The sequence below is a fragment of the Cnuibacter physcomitrellae genome (assembly GCF_014640535.1).
Lineage (GTDB): Bacteria > Actinomycetota > Actinomycetes > Actinomycetales > Microbacteriaceae > Cnuibacter > Cnuibacter physcomitrellae.
The window spans coordinates 2,305,171-2,319,494 of record NZ_BMHD01000001.1; the positions used below are offsets into that span (position 1 = coordinate 2,305,171).

The following is a 14,324-nucleotide window of genomic DNA, read 5'->3' on the forward strand; positions in this document are numbered from 1 at the left end:
CGGGACGGGGTGCCGGGGACGATGCCACGGAGGCATGACCATCCGGGCGCCCGGCCGGGGCGTGGCATCCTGAGGGGATGGCGGAGGCGGATGTGATCGGCGCGGAGAGGTCCGGGGTCGGGGTCGGGGTGATCGGCGGGCCGACGGTGGTCATCGACCTCGCGGGGCTGCGCATCCTGGTGGACCCGACGTTCGACCCGCCCACGGACTACGGTCGGCTCGTCAAGACGGCGGGTCCGGCCGTCCAGGCGGATGCGCTGGGCGCTCTCGACCTCGTGCTCGTCAGCCACGATGAGCACGCCGACAACCTGGACGAGGCCGGCCGGGCGATCGCCGAGGCGGCTCCGATGGTCGTGACGACCCCGTCCGCGGCGACCCGCCTCGGGGAGCGCGCGACGGGCCTGCGCGCGTGGGAGTCGGTCGAGCATCCGTCGGGCCTCACCATCACCGCGACCCCCGCGCTCCACGGCCCCGCCGACGCGATCACGCCCGAGGGGTGGGTCAACTGCGAGGTCACCGGGTTCCTCCTCGCGCACCCCGAGGCCCCCACGGTCTACATAGGTGGCGACAACGCCTCGCTCGCCGCCGTGGCGGACGTCGCCTCGCGCGTCCGGCCCGACATCGCCGTGCTCAACGGCGGCGGCGCGCACGTCCCGGCGAGGTTCGACGACCGACCGCTCACCTTCACGTCGGCCCGGGTGGCAGCGGCGGCGGAGGTGCTCCGCAGTCCGCGAGTCGTGGTCGCCCACCAGGACGGCTGGCGCCACTTCGCCGACGACGCCGCCGCGACCAGAGCCGCCTTCCTCGCCGCCGGCATCGAGGACCGCCTCGTCGAGTCGCCGCTCGGCCGCTGGGCCCTCCGCGACTGAACCGCACCCGCCCTCGGCCCGCGAGTCCGGGGCGTGGGCTTCAGCGGACGGGCGAGGATCTCCCGGGTCGACTGACGGAGACGACGGCGCCGACCATCACGAGGGCGCTGAGCAGGGCGGTGCCGCCGGCGGAGACGAAGGGCAGCGGCACGCCGAGCACGGGGAAGAGCCCGAGCACGACGGCGATGTTGACGAGGGATTCCCCGAGGATCCACGTCATCACCGCGCCCGTGAGCACCCTCTGGTGCATCGTCTGGGCGCCCCTGGTCATTCGGGCGAAGACGATCGCGAGCACGATGAGCAGCGCCAGGACCGTGCACGCTCCGATGAAGCCGAGGTCGTCGCCGACGATCGCGAAGATGAAGTCGGTGTCGACGGCGGGAAGCCACGCCCACTTCTCCTTGGAGCCGCCGATGCCGGCGCCGAACACCCCGCCGTCGCTCAGCGCGTAGTAGCCGTTGAGCGTCTGGTAGCCGTCGTCACCCGGATCCGCGCTCGCCGGGTCGAGGAAGGCGCCGATGCGCGCGAGGCGGCTCGGGCGGCTGATCGCGGCGATGACGACGGCCACGGCGATCACCCCGACGACGAGCAGGAGGTGACGCATCCGGACGCCCGCGAAGTAGAGGGCGCCGACGACAACGGCGAGGAGGATCATCGCGGTCCCGAGATCGCCGCCGAGGAGGACGAGCCCGATGGCCGCGCCCGGCACCAGGAGCGTGGGGAGGACCGCGCCGCGCATCTCTCCCAGACGCCGCTCGCGCTGGGCGAGGAACATCGCGAGCCAGAGCACGATGCCGGCCTTGACGATCTCCGACGGCTGGAAGGTCAGCGGACCGAGCTCGAGCCAGTTGCGGTTGCCGTTGACCGTGACACCCAGCGGGGTGACCAGTGCGAGGAGCTGCAGCGCGCATCCGACGAGCAGGACGGGACCGGACAGACGCGCCCACAGCGTCGCGGGCATCCGGGCCGCGAGGAGCATGAGCGGCACCCCGACCGCCGCGAAGGAGGCCTGCCGCAGGAAGACGGTGAACGAGTCGCCCGAGTCGATGCGTGAGTCCACCGAGGAGGCGGACAGCACCATGACCAGGCCGAACATCACGAGGAAGAGCACCACCGCCAGCAGCACGGCCGCGTCGGCGGAGAGCCTGCGCGGGAGCGGCGCGAGGAGCACCCGCACGATCCTCGGGGCGACCGCCGCCCGGGACGGTCGGTCTGCGTCGGGCAGCGGAGTCGTCACGACTGCGAGCATGCGGGGTCGCAGTCGCGCGGGGTCCGACGACGCTCGCGACGGTGGGCGGATTCACGGCGGGCTCATAGCCCCGCGGCGACGGTCGGCGTGGACCGGACTGTGTGCCTTGCTTCGCTCGGACGCTCGGTACTGTGTGACGACGGAACACGACGCGGAGGCAGCGGCCGAGCCGGCAGCCGACAGAGGAAGGACGAGGACAGTGGACCGGATGCTCCTGGCGAGAGCCGACGAGATCGTCGCCTCGCTCTCCCCCGGCAAGCGCGAGACCGTGCGCGAGATCGTCATCAACTCGGTGCACCGCGGAGCGGTCGATCCGAGCGCCCGGAGATTCCTCACGGCCGCGAGCGGCGGCCCCGAGCTGGCGGACATCCTCGCCGCAGCCCTCGATTCGTCCGCGGCCGGTGCCGTGAGCGCTGAGGGAGGACCTCGGTCGGAGCTGGGGCCCGCCGCGAGCTGAGCCCGCCGCGGGTTCCGCCCGCTGTGCGCGCGATCGAGCAGACCTGGGCGACGTGAGCGCGCTGCGCGGGCGCATCCCGCGGGTCAGCCCGGCACGGACGTTGACGGGAGGGCGTCCGGGGGTGGAGTCTGGAGGGGACGCTGACACTCGAACGGGGGGCCCGTGTACGTCATCTTCTCCTTCCTGCTGCTCGCGCTGACGATCGGCGCGCTGGTCGACATCATCAGGCGCGACGAAGGGCAGATCAAGCATCTGCCGAAGGTCGTCTGGGTGCTGCTGGTCGTGTTCCTGCCGATGATCGGCACGGTGCTCTGGTTCACGATCGGTCGCGAGTACGACCGGCGGCCGACCGAGAACGTCAGCTTCGGCGATCCCCGCCGCTGGCACCGGGAACCGCCGCCCTCGCCCGCGGCGGGCCCGGCGCGCGACACCCGCTCGACCGAGGAGCAGCTCGCCGAGCTGGAGCGCGAGATCGAGTACTACGACAAGCTCCGCCGCCCCGACCAGACCCCCTGACGGCCTACCGGACCGTCGTGGCGATGACCTGCATGACGGTGGTGTCGGCGAGGGTGGTGGTGTCTCCGACCTCGCGGCCCTCGGCGACGTCCCGGAGGAGGCGGCGCATGATCTTCCCGGAGCGGGTCTTGGGCAGCTCGGTGACGAGGTAGATGTCGCGGGGCCGGGCGATGGGTCCGATCTGGTCGGCGACGTGCTTGCGGAGCTGCGGGATCGCATCCTCGGCGCTGGCCGCCTCGAGGTGCGACTGCTTGATGATCACGAACGCGACCACCGCCTGACCCGTGGTCTCGTCGGACGCGCCGACCACGGCGGCCTCCGCGACCATCGGGTTCGCCACCAGCGACGACTCGATCTCGGCGGTGGACAGGCGGTGGCCGGACACGTTCATCACGTCGTCGACCCGCCCGAGCAGCCAGATGTCGCCGTCCTTGTCGCGCCGAGCGCCGTCGCCGGCGAAGTACACGGTGGGTCCGAACCTCGACCAGTAGGTGTCGATGAACCGGTCCGGGTCGCCCCAGATGCCGCGGGCCATGCTCGGCCACGGCTCGGTGACGACGAGGAGCCCGCCCTGGTCGGCTCCGACCGAGACGCCCTGCTCGTCGACGACGTCGACGCTGATCCCGGGCACGGGCACCTGCGCGGATCCGGGCTTGAGGATCGTGACCCCGGGAAGGGCCGAGATCATGATCGCCCCGGTCTCGGTCTGCCACCAGGTGTCGACGATCGGGGTGATGCCGTCGCCGATGACGTCGCGGTACCAGACCCACGCCTCCGGGTTGATCGGCTCGCCCACGCTGCCGAGCAGGCGCAGCGACGACAGGTCGAACCGCTGGGGGATCTGCCGTCCGAGCTTCATGAAGGTGCGGATCGCCGTGGGCGCCGCGTACAGGATCGTCACCTTGTACTTCTCCACGATCTCCCACCACCGGCCCGGATGCGGGCTCTCGGGGGTTCCCTCGTAGATCACCTCGGTCGCACCGTTGGCCAGCGGGCCGTAGACGACGTAGGAGTGTCCGGTGATCCAGCCCACGTCGGCGGTGGACCAGTACACGTCGGTCTCGGGATGCAGGTCGAACAGGGTCCGGTGCGTGTAGGCGGCCTGCGTGAGGTATCCGCCGGAGGTGTGCAGGATGCCCTTGGGCTTCCCGGTCGTCCCGGAGGTGTAGAGGATGAACAGCGGGCTCTCCGCGGGGAAGGCCTGCGCGATGTGCTCGGCGTCGACCGTGGCGATCTCCTCGTGCCACCACAGGTCGCGACCCGGGGTCCAGTCGATCTCGTTCTCGCCCCTCTTGACCACGAGGACGCGCTCCACGGTGTGGGTGCCGGTGGCGCCGTCCGCGTCGGGCAGCGCCAGGGCGGCGTCGACGGCGGGCTTGAGCGGGGAGACCTTGCCCTTGCGATAGCCGCCGTCCGCGGTGATCACGAGCTTCGCATCCGCGTCGTCGATCCTCGCGCGCAGGCTCTCGGCGGAGAAGCCGCCGAAGACGACCGAGTGCACCGCACCGAGTCGCGCGACGGCGAGCATCGCGATCACGGCCTCCGGGATCAGCGGGAGGTAGATCGCCACCCGATCGCCCTGGCCCACTCCGAGGCCGGCGAGGAGGTTGGCGGCCTTCTTCACCTCCGCGGTGAGCTCCGCGTAGGTGAGGGAGCGGGAGTCGCCGGGCTCGCCCTCCCAGTGCAGCGCCACCCGGTCACCGCGTCCCGCCTCGACATGGCGGTCGAGGCAGTTGTAGGCCACGTTGATCTCGCCGTCGTCGAACCAGCGCGCGAAGGGCGGGTTCGACCAGTCGAGGACCCGGTCGTCGGAGAACGGAGTGTGCCAGTGCAGCTCGCGCGCCTGCTCGGCCCAGAAGCCGAGGCGATCGGCCGCAGCCCGCTCGTAGAGCTCGGCCGTCGCGACCGCGTTCTCGACGAACTCCGGCGGAGGCGAGAACCGCCGCGACTCGTGCAACAGGTTGTCGATGCTGTCAGGGGACGTGCCCACTTGTGACCTCCTCGTCAAAGTGCCGCCGACGATCTAGGCTGTCGACGTCTCGCGTGCCAGCCATCTTCGCCACGATGATAGGTCACCAGTAGGTTCCAAAGGCGGTAACCATGGATCTCACCACGATGCGCCCCGACGACGCGGCGCTGCTACAGCAGGCCACCAGGATGGTCCGGGATCAGACCGGGCTCTCGGTCGCCTTCGGCGGGCTCCGAGGCGCGCGCAGCATCCGGGTGTCGGCCGTCTCGGGTGCACCTCTCCGACGGCTCACGAGCATCGACGTCCGCCCCGCTCGTGGTCTGGGCGGGCTCGCCTGGGTCTCGGGACAGCCCGCCGTCGTCCGTGACTACGGGAGGGCGGAGGGGATCACCCACGACTTCGACGCCCAGATCCTCGGCGAGGGGATCGCCTCGCTCGCCGTGGCCCCCATCGTCGTCGACCTCCAGGTCCGCGGCCTCCTCTACGCGGGCAGCCGCGAGTCGGGCTCGCTGGACTCCACGATGGCGTCGCTCACGAGGGTGGCGTCGTCCGTCGCTCAGGAGCTCCGCGTCCGCGACCTCGTCGACGAGCGGGTGCAGCTGCGGATGCGGAAGGCCGTCGTCGACGACCCCGCTCCCGACCTCCGCGGTGCCCTGCTCCGGATCGCCGCGGAGACGCGGGACCCCGACACCGCCCGTGCGCTCGAGGAGCTGCTCGGCTCGGCGGACGCGGCCCCGTCGTCGGAGGCCGAGCTGACGAGACGCCAGCGGGACGTCCTCGCCCTGGTCGCGTACGGGCTCACCAACGCGCAGATCGGAGCCAGGCTGAGCCTGTCGGAGGTCACGGTGAAGAGCTACCTGCGCGCGATCATGTCCCGGCTGTCGGTGCGCACGCGCGGCCAGGCCGTGATCGAGGCCCGGCGGCTCGGGCTCCTGCGCCCGTCCCCCCTCGACCCCGCCTCCTGATCCGTCAGGGGTACGGGCTCACCACGGGGCGCGGGGTCACCACGGGGCGCGGGTGCCGTCCCAGGACCAGAGCGCTCCCGTCGGGCCGTCGTCCGGGAGCAGGGCGAGACGCACGGCGCCCGTGGCGGCCTCCGCCGGGTCGCCGCCGACCGACATCCCCGGGACGAGGTTCGTGGCGCGCAGACCCGGGGCCAGCGCGTTCACCTTGAAGCCCTCTCCCAACGCCTGCGCGGTGAGGAGGGTGACGGCGTTGACGGCCGTCTTCGAGCTCCGGTAGGCCAGTCCGCCGCCCTTCACCCGCTCCCAGTCGAACTGCGGATTCGGTCCGCTGTTCCAGACGAGCGAGCCGGTGCCGCTCGACACGTTCACGATCCGCGGATGCGCAGACCGCCGCAGGGCGGGGAGGAACGCCTGCGTCACGGCGACGAGCCCGAACACGTTGGTCTCGTAGGCGGTGCGCAGCTGCTCCAGAGACGTCCCGGTGATGTCCTCCGCGCCCGGGTTCACCCCGGCGTTGTTGACGAGGATGTCCAGGTCTCCCACCTGCTCCGCCGCGGCCTCGATCGAGGTCGGCTCCGTGACGTCGATCCGGAGCGAGCGCGCCCCGTCGCCGAGCCGCGCGGCGGCCTCTCGCCCCTTCTCGGCGTCGCGGGCGCCCATCCAGACGGTCACGCCGCGCTCGACGAGCTGCCGCGCCACCTCGAGCCCGATCCCGCTGTTCGCTCCGGTGACGAGGGCGACGGTCCCTGGCGCGGGGGCCGTCAGCTGCTCCGGAAGGCGTGTCGTGTCGGTCATGCAGTCCTCCAACTCCAACGTTTCGGTTGGAGTTTACGCTCGTTCTGCGGAAACTCCAACCGCAGCGTTGGTATCGTGGACGGATGGCCTGGGATGTGGAGGGAACGCGGCGACGCCTCCGCGAGGCCGCGCTCGCCGAGTTCGCGGCGCACGGGTTCGACGGCACGACGGTCGCCGCCATCGCGGCGCGATCCGGGGTGAACAAGGAGCGCCTCTACAGCTACTACGGCGACAAGAAGGCACTCTGGGACCTCGTGCTCACGGAGGAGCTCGAGCGCCTCGCCACCGCGGTCGAGCTCTCGGGCGCCGGGTTGGACGACATCGGCGAGTTCGCCGGTGCGACCTACGACTACCACGCCGCTCATCCCGAGCTCGGCCGACTGCTGCAGTGGGAGGGCCTGCAGGACGGCCCTCCCGCGCGGGCCGACATCCGCACGCAGCACTACCGCGAGAAGATCGCGCGGTTCGCCGCCGCCCAGGACGAGGGGCTGATCGACCCGGACATCGACCCCGGCCACCTCGCGTTCTCGCTCATCGCCCTCGCGGCCTGGTGGCAGACCGTGCCGCAGCTGGCGGAGATGATCACGGGCGCCGGCCCCACCGACGAGCACGAGCGCGCCGCCCGCCGGCGCTTCGTCGTCGAGGCCGCGAAGCGCCTCGCCGCCCCGCGTCGAGCCTGAGATCGGTACTCCTCTTGCGGGTCAGGTGCGAGACGCGAGAGCCTCTACGAGAGGCCTGACCGCATCGGAGGTGGACCATGGCGACGGTGGTGTCGTCGGCGACGATGTCGCTCGACGGGTTCATCGCGCGGGACGACGACTCGGTCGGCGCGCTGTTCGACTGGTACTCCGCGGGTGACGTCGAGGTCCCCAGCGCGAACCCGGACGTCCGCTTCCGCCTGACGCCGACCAGCGCTGAGTTCTGGCGCGCCTGGACGTCGCAGGTCGGAGCACTGGTCGTCGGCCGTCGCCTCTTCGACATCACCCGCGGATGGGGTGGGCGGCATCCGCTCGGAGTACCCGTCGTCGTGCTCACGCACACGCCTCCCGAGGACTGGTCTCCGGCAGGCGCGGAGGACTTCCGCTTCGTGACCAGCGGCATCCGGGAGGCGATCGCGGCCGCGTCGGAGATCGCGGGTGACGGCGTCGTCGCCGTCGCGGCCGGCACCGTCGCCGGGCAGGCGCTCCAGGCCGGTCTCCTCGACGCCGTCGCGATCGATCTCGCACCCGTCGTGCTCGGCAGCGGTCGACGCTACTTCGGCGACGTCGACCCCGGCACGGCCCTCCTGCGCGACCCCGACGTCGTCGTCGCCCCCGGGGTCACCCACCTCGTCTACCGCCTCCGGCCCTCCGCCGAGGAGGACGCGGCCGCGGGGGTCAGATGATCCACAGGCTCATCCCGTGGTGGATCGTGAAGGACTCGTAGGGCCCGAGATCGTCGATCGCACGGACCTCGGTGCCGTCGTCGAACACCAGCGTGAGGCTCGTCGGAGGGTCGACCCGCACCGAGACGACGGTGCGAGCGAGCAGGTCGAGGAGCGGGCGCGCGACGTCCCTCGCGTCGGTCACCACCACTTCCGGCACACCGGCCGCGGCGACCCCGATCTCGCCCTCGATCTGGATCGACACCTCGCCGTCGAAGGAGAGCGCCACCTGATACCGGCCGTACGTGACGGCGTCGAGACGACGCCCCTCGAAGAAGGCGAACGACTCATCGGCGGGCACTCCGTACACGACGATCAGGATAGATGCGCGCCAGAGCCGCCGCGCGGAGAGTAGCTTGTCCGCATGAGCGGTCCCGCGGTGCATGGATTCGGGTCGCCCGGTCCGTCCGGCCATCTGGTGATCACCGATGGCCCCGAGGCGGGCACGATCCGGTTCGACGTCGAGCTGGACAGGAACCTCGGTGGGATCTGGCCACGACTCCATGCGGTGGTCATCTATCGGCCCGATCCTGCGGGGGGCCTGATCGTCAGGAACGAACCGGTGCGACGCGTCGCTGCATACCGAGGCCGGTCGACCCTGGGCTACTCGGCCGAACAGGATCCCGAGGTCCGCCGTCTCACGGCGGACGCGTTGCGGGGACGGCTCAGACGACTCGGCGTGAGCGGCGACGTCACCCTCTCCGCAATCGACACCTCAGTGGAGACCGGCGAGGCCTTCGGGCGCGTCGTGGGCGAGCTCATGGGAGCCCTCATCGCGGATCACCTGAACGGCAGGGATCTCCGCTTCGAGGAAGCGGCGCGGAACGCCCTCGATGACGCGACTCGTCGCAAGGGATCCGTCGGCGGAGCCCCGTAGACAGGGGCGCACGTGAGGCAGGGGGATCGGAGTCGGGTGGGGCCGTGCTGGGCAGAACAGGAGCGAAGATCCGCGCCAGTTCACCGAGGGCGGCGCTCCGCGACCGAGACCTCACGTACCGCAAGCCGGAGGAGGAGACGATCTATCTCGTCGGGCTCGCGGGCGGACCAGCCGATCGCGCCGGTCGGCGCGGTGGGGTCAGGTCGGCGAGCCGGCGGTGCCCGGCCGGGTCGGGAGCACGAACTCGCCGGTCGGTCCGGGGTTGACCGCGACCTCCCAGCGGAACCCGTCGGGGTCCGAGAAGTACCCCGAGTACCCGCCCCACTCCCGGGTGCGGCCGGCGCTCACCGGGGCGCCGAGCCGTGCCGCTTCGTCGAGGACGGCGTCGACCTCTGCGGGCGTCGCCAGGTTGTGGGCGAGGGTGATCGGGGCGACCCCGGATGCGGGGGCCTCACCGATCTCGGCCGTGAACCCGTCCACGGACCACAGCGACAGGATCACCCGCTCAGCCACCGGCAGCATCAGCACGTCGTCGCCGACGAAGATCGGCTCCCACCCCAGCCCGTCCACGTAGAAGGCATGGCTGCGCCTCGGATCGGCTACGGCGAGCGTGATGAAGCTGACGCGCTGTTCCATGCGGAGAGCCTGTCACAGACCCCCGACAGACCCCAGCGGCTCGTCGGAGCTCGTCGACTGCTCACTTCTGCGTGCATCTTCCTGCGGAAGGCACCAGAAGTGAGCAGTCGAGAGACCAGCGCTGCAGGCTACGTCAGTCCCAGAGGACGGTGGGGTTGGGCGAGGCCATGTCGACGGAGGGCCTGCCGAGGGACGGGCCGAAGAGCACGCTGCAGGTGCCGGTCTGGCCGCCCTGGGTGCACTGGGCGGAGACGTCGATGCCGCCGATCGACTCCCCCTGCGCCAGCGTGGGGTTGTCGTAGCTGAGGGTCACCTCGAGCGAGTCGATCGTCGTGCTGGTGTCGGCCGGCAGGGTCCGCTGGATCGTGCCGTCGGTCAGCTGCGTGCCGTCCGACAGCGTCGCCGGGATGGCCAGGCCGCAGCCCGCGTCGAGCGTCGTCGACGCGATGCACCCCTCGACCGCAGCACGGACCAGCCCACGGAACTGCTGGAGGGCCGCATCCGTCAGCGCCGGCGTGATGTCGCTGGTGTCGGCCGTGCCGAACGGCTGGTCGACCACGACGGTCGCGTCGCCGGAGAGCGTGAAGTTCGCCGACGTCGTCGCGAGCTGGTACGAGCCCGGGAAGACCTCGACCTCGTCGCCGTCCGGCACGGCGGTGCCGTTGATCGTGAGCCCGAGACCCTCGAACTTCGAGGTGCTGATGTAGCCGGTCCCGCCGGAGATCTCCCACACGCCGTCGTCGTCGTAGTCGAGCACGCTGTACTCGGCGGTGACCGGCTGCGCACCGAGCTGGTAGGTGACGGTGACGTCCGAGCTGCCGTTGCTGGTGTCCTCGGTCACGACCGAGACCCCGGTCAGGGGAGCCAGCTCGTTCGACGCGGCGAGCACCTCGTCGCTGAGGAGCGATTTGTCCTCGGGAGGGGTCCCGAGGTAGCCGAGCGCCTTCTCGGCGTCGCCGTCGGCGATCGCGGTGAGGTACTCCGTGACCACCTGCGACGGCGAGGTGGACTGCGAGGTCCCGCCGCCTGCCGGGGACGCGACGGAGCGGATGACGACGATCGCGACGATGACCCCGATGACCAGGAGCAGGAAGACGCCACCGCCGATGATCCCGATCAGGGCGCCGACGCTGAGGCCCTTCTTGGGCGGCCTTCCCGATCCGTTCGGAGCCCCCTGGGCCCACTGCGGCGTCTGCGCCTGCGGCTGCCCGTAGCCCGGATGCGGCTGCGGGCCGCTCTGCGGAGGCTGACCCTGCGGCTGCCCGTAGGTCGGGGGCTGCGGGCCGTAACCCGGATGCGGCTGCGGGCTCTGCGGCTGTCCGTAACCCGGATGCGGCTGCGGTGCGCCGGTCGGGGGAGCGGCGTTCGGGGACTGCGGACCCTGCGGCGGCACGCCGGAACCCGGCTGTCCCTGCGGCGGGTATCCGGGGAACGCCGGGCCGGAGTCGCCCTGCCCCTGCACGGGGTAGGCGGGCAGGTCACCCGTCCGGTCTGCACCCCGTGATGGCTGCTGGCCGTCCTCTCCCGACTGCTGCGGTCCGGGATTGTTCCTGTCGTCGCTCATGGGCGCCCCCTTCGTCAGCGTCCGCCGATCGTGTGCGGAGTCCGATTCAAATCTACGGTCGTTCCGGCGCAGCGCCCATGGGTAGTTCTCACCACCGTGCCCACCGGGTCCGGCCGAGCCCGACCCGGGTACGGTGTGGGGTGTGTCGGCGAACCACCTCTCGGATGTCGTCGTCTCACGCCGGTCGCGGTTCCACAGGAGGTTCCTGTTCGAGCTCCGCGTCGTCCCCGCCCCGGCTCGGAGACGCTCGTTCACCCTCGGAGGGATCCTGATGGGGCTGGGAGCGCTCGCGTTCGTCGCCCTCGTCGTGCAGGTGGCCACGGGTACCGGCCTGACGGCGCTGGACCCCGGCGTCGCCGAGTGGTTCCGCCAGAAGCGGTTCGCGGAGGGGACCGTCGTGATGGACACCCTCGCCACGGTCTTCGGACCGGTCTTCCTGCCGCTGATCATCCTGGTCGTGCTCGTCGTGTGGTTCGCCGTGGCACGCCACCTCTGGCGGCCGCTGCTGTTGGCGTCGGGCACCGTGTTCGGGGTGATCTGCGTGCAGATCACGGCGCACGTCGTGCAGCGCCCGCGTCCCCCGATGGAGTACATGCTCCTCGGGGCGGACGGCACGTTCTCCTTCCCCTCCGGCCACGTCACCGGCGTGAGCGACTTCTTCCTCCTCCTCACCTACCTGCTCGTCTCGCGCCGACCCTCGCTCCCGGCCTGGATCGGAGGGTTCGCGCTCTCCGCCGCCATGATCGCCTGCCAGATCGTCGCCCGCCTCTACCTCGGCTACCACTGGCTCACCGACACCCTCGCGTCCGTCGCGCTGGCCGTGGCCATCCTGGGCGCGGTGATCACGGTCGACACCTGGCGGACCACCCGCGCGGCACCCGCCACGACCACGGCCGAGGTCAGATAGTTCGGCAGATGACTCACTTGCCATTGACCGATTCAGTGGTAGGCATGATGTCGAACCGCCGCGGGACACCGCGTCGGCGAACCCGAACCCTGGGCGACCCCGCCCGCCGAGGAGAAGAACATGTCGACGTCCCGTACTGCCGTGTCCCCCGCCGACGGCGAGGCGGTCAGCACCCGCCCCACGCGGCGGGCCCTCTCCCTCGACGCCATCGTCCTCGGAAGCGCCGCACTGGCCACCGTGGGGGTCACGGTCACGTCTCTGGCCACGCTCGGCATCCGCTGAGCCCCTCCCCCGAGTCGGCGGGCGGGACGTCCGAGGGGGCGGTCTGCGGGAGGTAGACGACCAGCAGCAGCGCGGGATCGGCGACCAGCTGGAGCTTCTCCTGCCGAAAGGCGAGCGGAGGCCGGCCGGGACGGACGATGAGGGTGTCGCTCCGGCCCCCTCGGCCCACGTCGTGGCGGTCCCAGAGCGTGCGGAACAGGCTGCTCTTCATCGTCAGCTCGCCGATGAGCGTCTGCGCGCGGGGGTCGTCGGTGCGTGTGCCGAGGTCGGCCCGCAGCTGCGCGACCATCGAGGCGGCGTGCTGCTCCCAGTCCGGATGCGCCCGCTGGGTCTCCGCGTCGAGGAACAGGGCCCGGATGCGGTTCACGCCAGGACGCATCATCGGTGAGAGCTCCGTCGCGGCGGCATTGGCGGCGAGGACGTCGCGGTACCTGTTGACGATGAACGCCGGCGCTCCGATGGTGTCGAGCAGGAGCTGGGCATCGGCGGGCAGCCTGTCGCCCTCCGCCGGGGGCGACGACGGACGCGCCCGGGCGAGATCGAGGAGGTAGCCCCGGCTCTCGTGGTCGAGCTGCAGCACGCGGGCGAGCGCGTCCAGCACCTGGTCGGACGGGTGGGTGTCGCGTCCTCGTTCGAGACGGAGGTAGTACTCGCTGCTGATGCCGGCCAGCGCGGCGACCTCCTCCCGGCGGAGGCCGTGCACCTTCCGGGTCGCGCCGCGCGGCAGCCCCACGTCCTCGGGCTGCACCAGCTCGCGACGTGCCCGGAGGAACGTGCCGAGTTCGTTGCGCGCATCCACGAGCCTCACGGTACGCGGCTCGTCACCCGGTGGGTATGCCCTGGCAGTACCCCTCCGGACGCGGTCTCCCCGGGCGCGCTCCGCGGCGCGCACGCTGAGAGACGCCACAGACAGCAACGACGGAAAGGCGGTGCGCTCGTGACGGAGCGGACATGGTTCATCACCGGGATCAACAGCGGATTCGGCCGGCAGCTCACGGAGCAGCTGCTCGCGGCCGGGGACCGCGTGGTGGGAACGGTGCGAAGGGACGGGTCGGTCGCCGACCTCGAACGGCGGTACGGCGATCGACTCGTGGTGCCGCATCTGGACGTGACCGACGTGCCGGCCGTCCGGCGGGTGGTCGACGACGCCTTCGCCCGGCTGGGCCGCATCGACGTCGTGGTCAACAACGCCGGCTACGGCCTCTTCGGCGCGGCGGAGGAGCTCACCGACGAACAGGTGCAGCACCAGCTGGCGACGAACCTGCTGGGGTCGATCCAGGTCACCCGAGCGGCGCTGCCCCACCTGCGCGGCCAGGGCGGAGGCCGGATCGTCCAACTGTCGACCTACGGTGGTCTGGCCACCAACCCCGGCGCGTCGCTGTACCACGCGTCGAAGTGGGGCATCGAGGGGTTCATGGAGTCGCTGGCCAAGGAGACGGCACCGTTCGGCATCGAGGTGACCATCGTCGAGCCCGGGGGCGCGCGGACCGAGTTCCGGTTCGACAGCCTCGCCACCGCGACGCCCCTGGCCGCCTACGACGACACGCCCGCGGCGATGACCCGGGCCGCGGGCGATCGCTCCCGGCCCTCCCTCGGCGACCCCGCGAAGATGGCGGCGGCGATCATCGCCAGCGTCGACGTCTCCCCCGCACCCCGCCGCCTCGTGCTCGGCAGCGACTCGTACCGGTTCATTACCGCCGCCCTCCAGGAACGGCTCGCGGAGATCGTCCCGCAGGCCGGGTCCGCCGCCGCGACCGACTGGTCCGACTGACGTCGCCCCACGGCGATCGTGCTCGCGAGGCCGCGTTGCGAGGC

17 protein-coding genes are annotated in these 14,324 nt (G+C 71.5%); 10 read left to right on the forward strand and 7 right to left on the reverse strand.

The features are described from left to right. The first annotated feature begins 77 nt into the window (after window positions 1-77). On the forward strand, window positions 78-869 hold the full coding sequence (locus IEX69_RS10785; RefSeq protein WP_085020983.1) for an MBL fold metallo-hydrolase: 792 nt from the start codon (window positions 78-80) through the stop codon (window positions 867-869). Window positions 870-909: 40 nt separating this feature from the next. Here the strand turns inward: IEX69_RS10785 and ftsW are convergent, their stop codons facing one another. Continuing rightward, on the reverse strand, window positions 910-2,106 hold the full coding sequence (ftsW, locus tag IEX69_RS10790) for a putative lipid II flippase FtsW (protein ID WP_174604536.1): 1,197 nt from the start codon (window positions 2,104-2,106) through the stop codon (window positions 910-912). 220 nt (window positions 2,107-2,326) lie between these two features. Between ftsW and IEX69_RS10795 the strand changes: the two genes are divergently transcribed. Both IEX69_RS10795 and IEX69_RS10800 read left to right on the forward strand, forming a co-directional pair. Then, complete coding sequence (locus IEX69_RS10795; RefSeq protein WP_085020985.1) at window positions 2,327-2,575, forward strand: hypothetical protein; 249 nt, start codon at window positions 2,327-2,329, stop codon at window positions 2,573-2,575. Between the two features lie 162 nt (window positions 2,576-2,737). Beyond that, complete coding sequence (locus tag IEX69_RS10800) at window positions 2,738-3,091, forward strand: PLDc N-terminal domain-containing protein (protein ID WP_085020986.1); 354 nt, start codon at window positions 2,738-2,740, stop codon at window positions 3,089-3,091. Window positions 3,092-3,095: 4 nt separating this feature from the next. On the opposite strand, the gene acs is transcribed toward IEX69_RS10800, so the two are convergent. After that, window positions 3,096-5,081 carry an acetate--CoA ligase gene (acs, locus tag IEX69_RS10805; protein WP_085020987.1) on the reverse strand — a complete coding sequence of 662 codons (1,986 nt, stop codon included), beginning with the start codon at window positions 5,079-5,081 and terminating at the stop codon, window positions 3,096-3,098. A 110-nt stretch (window positions 5,082-5,191) separates the two neighbouring features. Here acs and IEX69_RS10810 point away from each other — a divergent pair, with 110 nt between their 5' ends. Next, entirely contained in the window at window positions 5,192-6,025 is an 834-nt protein-coding gene (locus IEX69_RS10810; RefSeq protein ID WP_085020988.1) for a LuxR C-terminal-related transcriptional regulator, read from the forward strand. 36 nt (window positions 6,026-6,061) lie between these two features. Here the strand turns inward: IEX69_RS10810 and IEX69_RS10815 are convergent, their stop codons facing one another. Then, window positions 6,062-6,820, reverse strand: coding sequence for an SDR family NAD(P)-dependent oxidoreductase (locus IEX69_RS10815; RefSeq protein ID WP_085020989.1), 759 nt, complete (start codon window positions 6,818-6,820; stop codon window positions 6,062-6,064). An 83-nt stretch (window positions 6,821-6,903) separates the two neighbouring features. On the opposite strand from IEX69_RS10815, the gene IEX69_RS10820 reads away from it, so the two are divergent. Then, a complete protein-coding gene (locus tag IEX69_RS10820) occupies window positions 6,904-7,500 on the forward strand; it encodes a TetR/AcrR family transcriptional regulator (RefSeq protein WP_085020990.1) in 597 nt (198 codons plus the stop codon). Window positions 7,501-7,577: 77 nt separating this feature from the next. Beyond that, window positions 7,578-8,204 carry a dihydrofolate reductase family protein gene (locus tag IEX69_RS10825; RefSeq protein ID WP_085020991.1) on the forward strand — a complete coding sequence of 209 codons (627 nt, stop codon included), beginning with the start codon at window positions 7,578-7,580 and terminating at the stop codon, window positions 8,202-8,204. On the opposite strand, the gene IEX69_RS10830 is transcribed toward IEX69_RS10825, so the two are convergent. After that, window positions 8,197-8,553 (reverse strand): DUF6188 family protein, encoded by a 357-nt coding sequence (locus IEX69_RS10830; protein ID WP_085020992.1) that lies wholly within the window; start codon window positions 8,551-8,553, stop codon window positions 8,197-8,199. The two genes, IEX69_RS10825 and IEX69_RS10830, sit on opposite strands and share 8 nt — an antisense overlap. 54 nt (window positions 8,554-8,607) lie before the next feature. On the opposite strand from IEX69_RS10830, the gene IEX69_RS10835 reads away from it, so the two are divergent. Further along, a complete protein-coding gene (locus tag IEX69_RS10835) occupies window positions 8,608-9,120 on the forward strand; it encodes a hypothetical protein (protein ID WP_085020993.1) in 513 nt (170 codons plus the stop codon). A gap of 198 nt (window positions 9,121-9,318) precedes the next feature. On the opposite strand, the gene IEX69_RS10840 is transcribed toward IEX69_RS10835, so the two are convergent. Further along, entirely contained in the window at window positions 9,319-9,756 is a 438-nt protein-coding gene (locus IEX69_RS10840; RefSeq protein ID WP_085020994.1) for a VOC family protein, read from the reverse strand. Window positions 9,757-9,889: 133 nt separating this feature from the next. After that, complete coding sequence (locus IEX69_RS10845; protein ID WP_085020995.1) at window positions 9,890-11,320, reverse strand: chromosomal replication initiator protein DnaA; 1,431 nt, start codon at window positions 11,318-11,320, stop codon at window positions 9,890-9,892. A gap of 142 nt (window positions 11,321-11,462) precedes the next feature. Between IEX69_RS10845 and IEX69_RS10850 the strand changes: the two genes are divergently transcribed. Continuing rightward, window positions 11,463-12,227, forward strand: a complete 765-nt coding sequence (locus IEX69_RS10850; protein WP_085020996.1) for a phosphatase PAP2 family protein — start codon at window positions 11,463-11,465, stop codon at window positions 12,225-12,227. 120 nt (window positions 12,228-12,347) lie between these two features. Further along, on the forward strand, window positions 12,348-12,509 hold the full coding sequence (locus tag IEX69_RS10855) for a hypothetical protein (protein WP_157127322.1): 162 nt from the start codon (window positions 12,348-12,350) through the stop codon (window positions 12,507-12,509). Here the strand turns inward: IEX69_RS10855 and IEX69_RS10860 are convergent. After that, window positions 12,478-13,308: a helix-turn-helix domain-containing protein gene (locus IEX69_RS10860; RefSeq protein ID WP_157127323.1), complete on the reverse strand. Its 831-nt coding sequence runs from the start codon at window positions 13,306-13,308 to the stop codon at window positions 12,478-12,480. The two genes, IEX69_RS10855 and IEX69_RS10860, sit on opposite strands and share 32 nt — an antisense overlap. Window positions 13,309-13,446: 138 nt before the next feature. Between IEX69_RS10860 and IEX69_RS10865 the strand changes: the two genes are divergently transcribed. Next, window positions 13,447-14,280, forward strand: a complete 834-nt coding sequence (locus tag IEX69_RS10865; RefSeq protein WP_085020997.1) for an SDR family oxidoreductase — start codon at window positions 13,447-13,449, stop codon at window positions 14,278-14,280. Window positions 14,281-14,324: the final 44 nt, after the last annotated feature.

Bases quoted from the DNA above. Each gene is read 5' to 3' on its own strand.
- IEX69_RS10785 (WP_085020983.1), top strand. From the start codon at position 78: ATGGCGGAGGCGGATGTGATCGGCGCGGAGAGGTCCGGGGTCGGGGTC.
- IEX69_RS10795 (WP_085020985.1), top strand. From the start codon at position 2,327: ATGCTCCTGGCGAGAGCCGACGAGATCGTCGCCTCGCTCTCCCCCGGC.
- IEX69_RS10810 (WP_085020988.1), top strand. From the start codon at position 5,192: ATGGATCTCACCACGATGCGCCCCGACGACGCGGCGCTGCTACAGCAG.
- IEX69_RS10815 (WP_085020989.1), bottom strand. From the start codon at position 6,820: ATGACCGACACGACACGCCTTCCGGAGCAGCTGACGGCCCCCGCGCCA.
- IEX69_RS10820 (WP_085020990.1), top strand. From the start codon at position 6,904: ATGGCCTGGGATGTGGAGGGAACGCGGCGACGCCTCCGCGAGGCCGCG.
- IEX69_RS10825 (WP_085020991.1), top strand. From the start codon at position 7,578: ATGGCGACGGTGGTGTCGTCGGCGACGATGTCGCTCGACGGGTTCATC.
- IEX69_RS10835 (WP_085020993.1), top strand. From the start codon at position 8,608: ATGAGCGGTCCCGCGGTGCATGGATTCGGGTCGCCCGGTCCGTCCGGC.
- IEX69_RS10840 (WP_085020994.1), bottom strand. From the start codon at position 9,756: ATGGAACAGCGCGTCAGCTTCATCACGCTCGCCGTAGCCGATCCGAGG.
- IEX69_RS10845 (WP_085020995.1), bottom strand. From the start codon at position 11,320: ATGAGCGACGACAGGAACAATCCCGGACCGCAGCAGTCGGGAGAGGAC.
- IEX69_RS10855 (WP_157127322.1), top strand. From the start codon at position 12,348: ATGTCGACGTCCCGTACTGCCGTGTCCCCCGCCGACGGCGAGGCGGTC.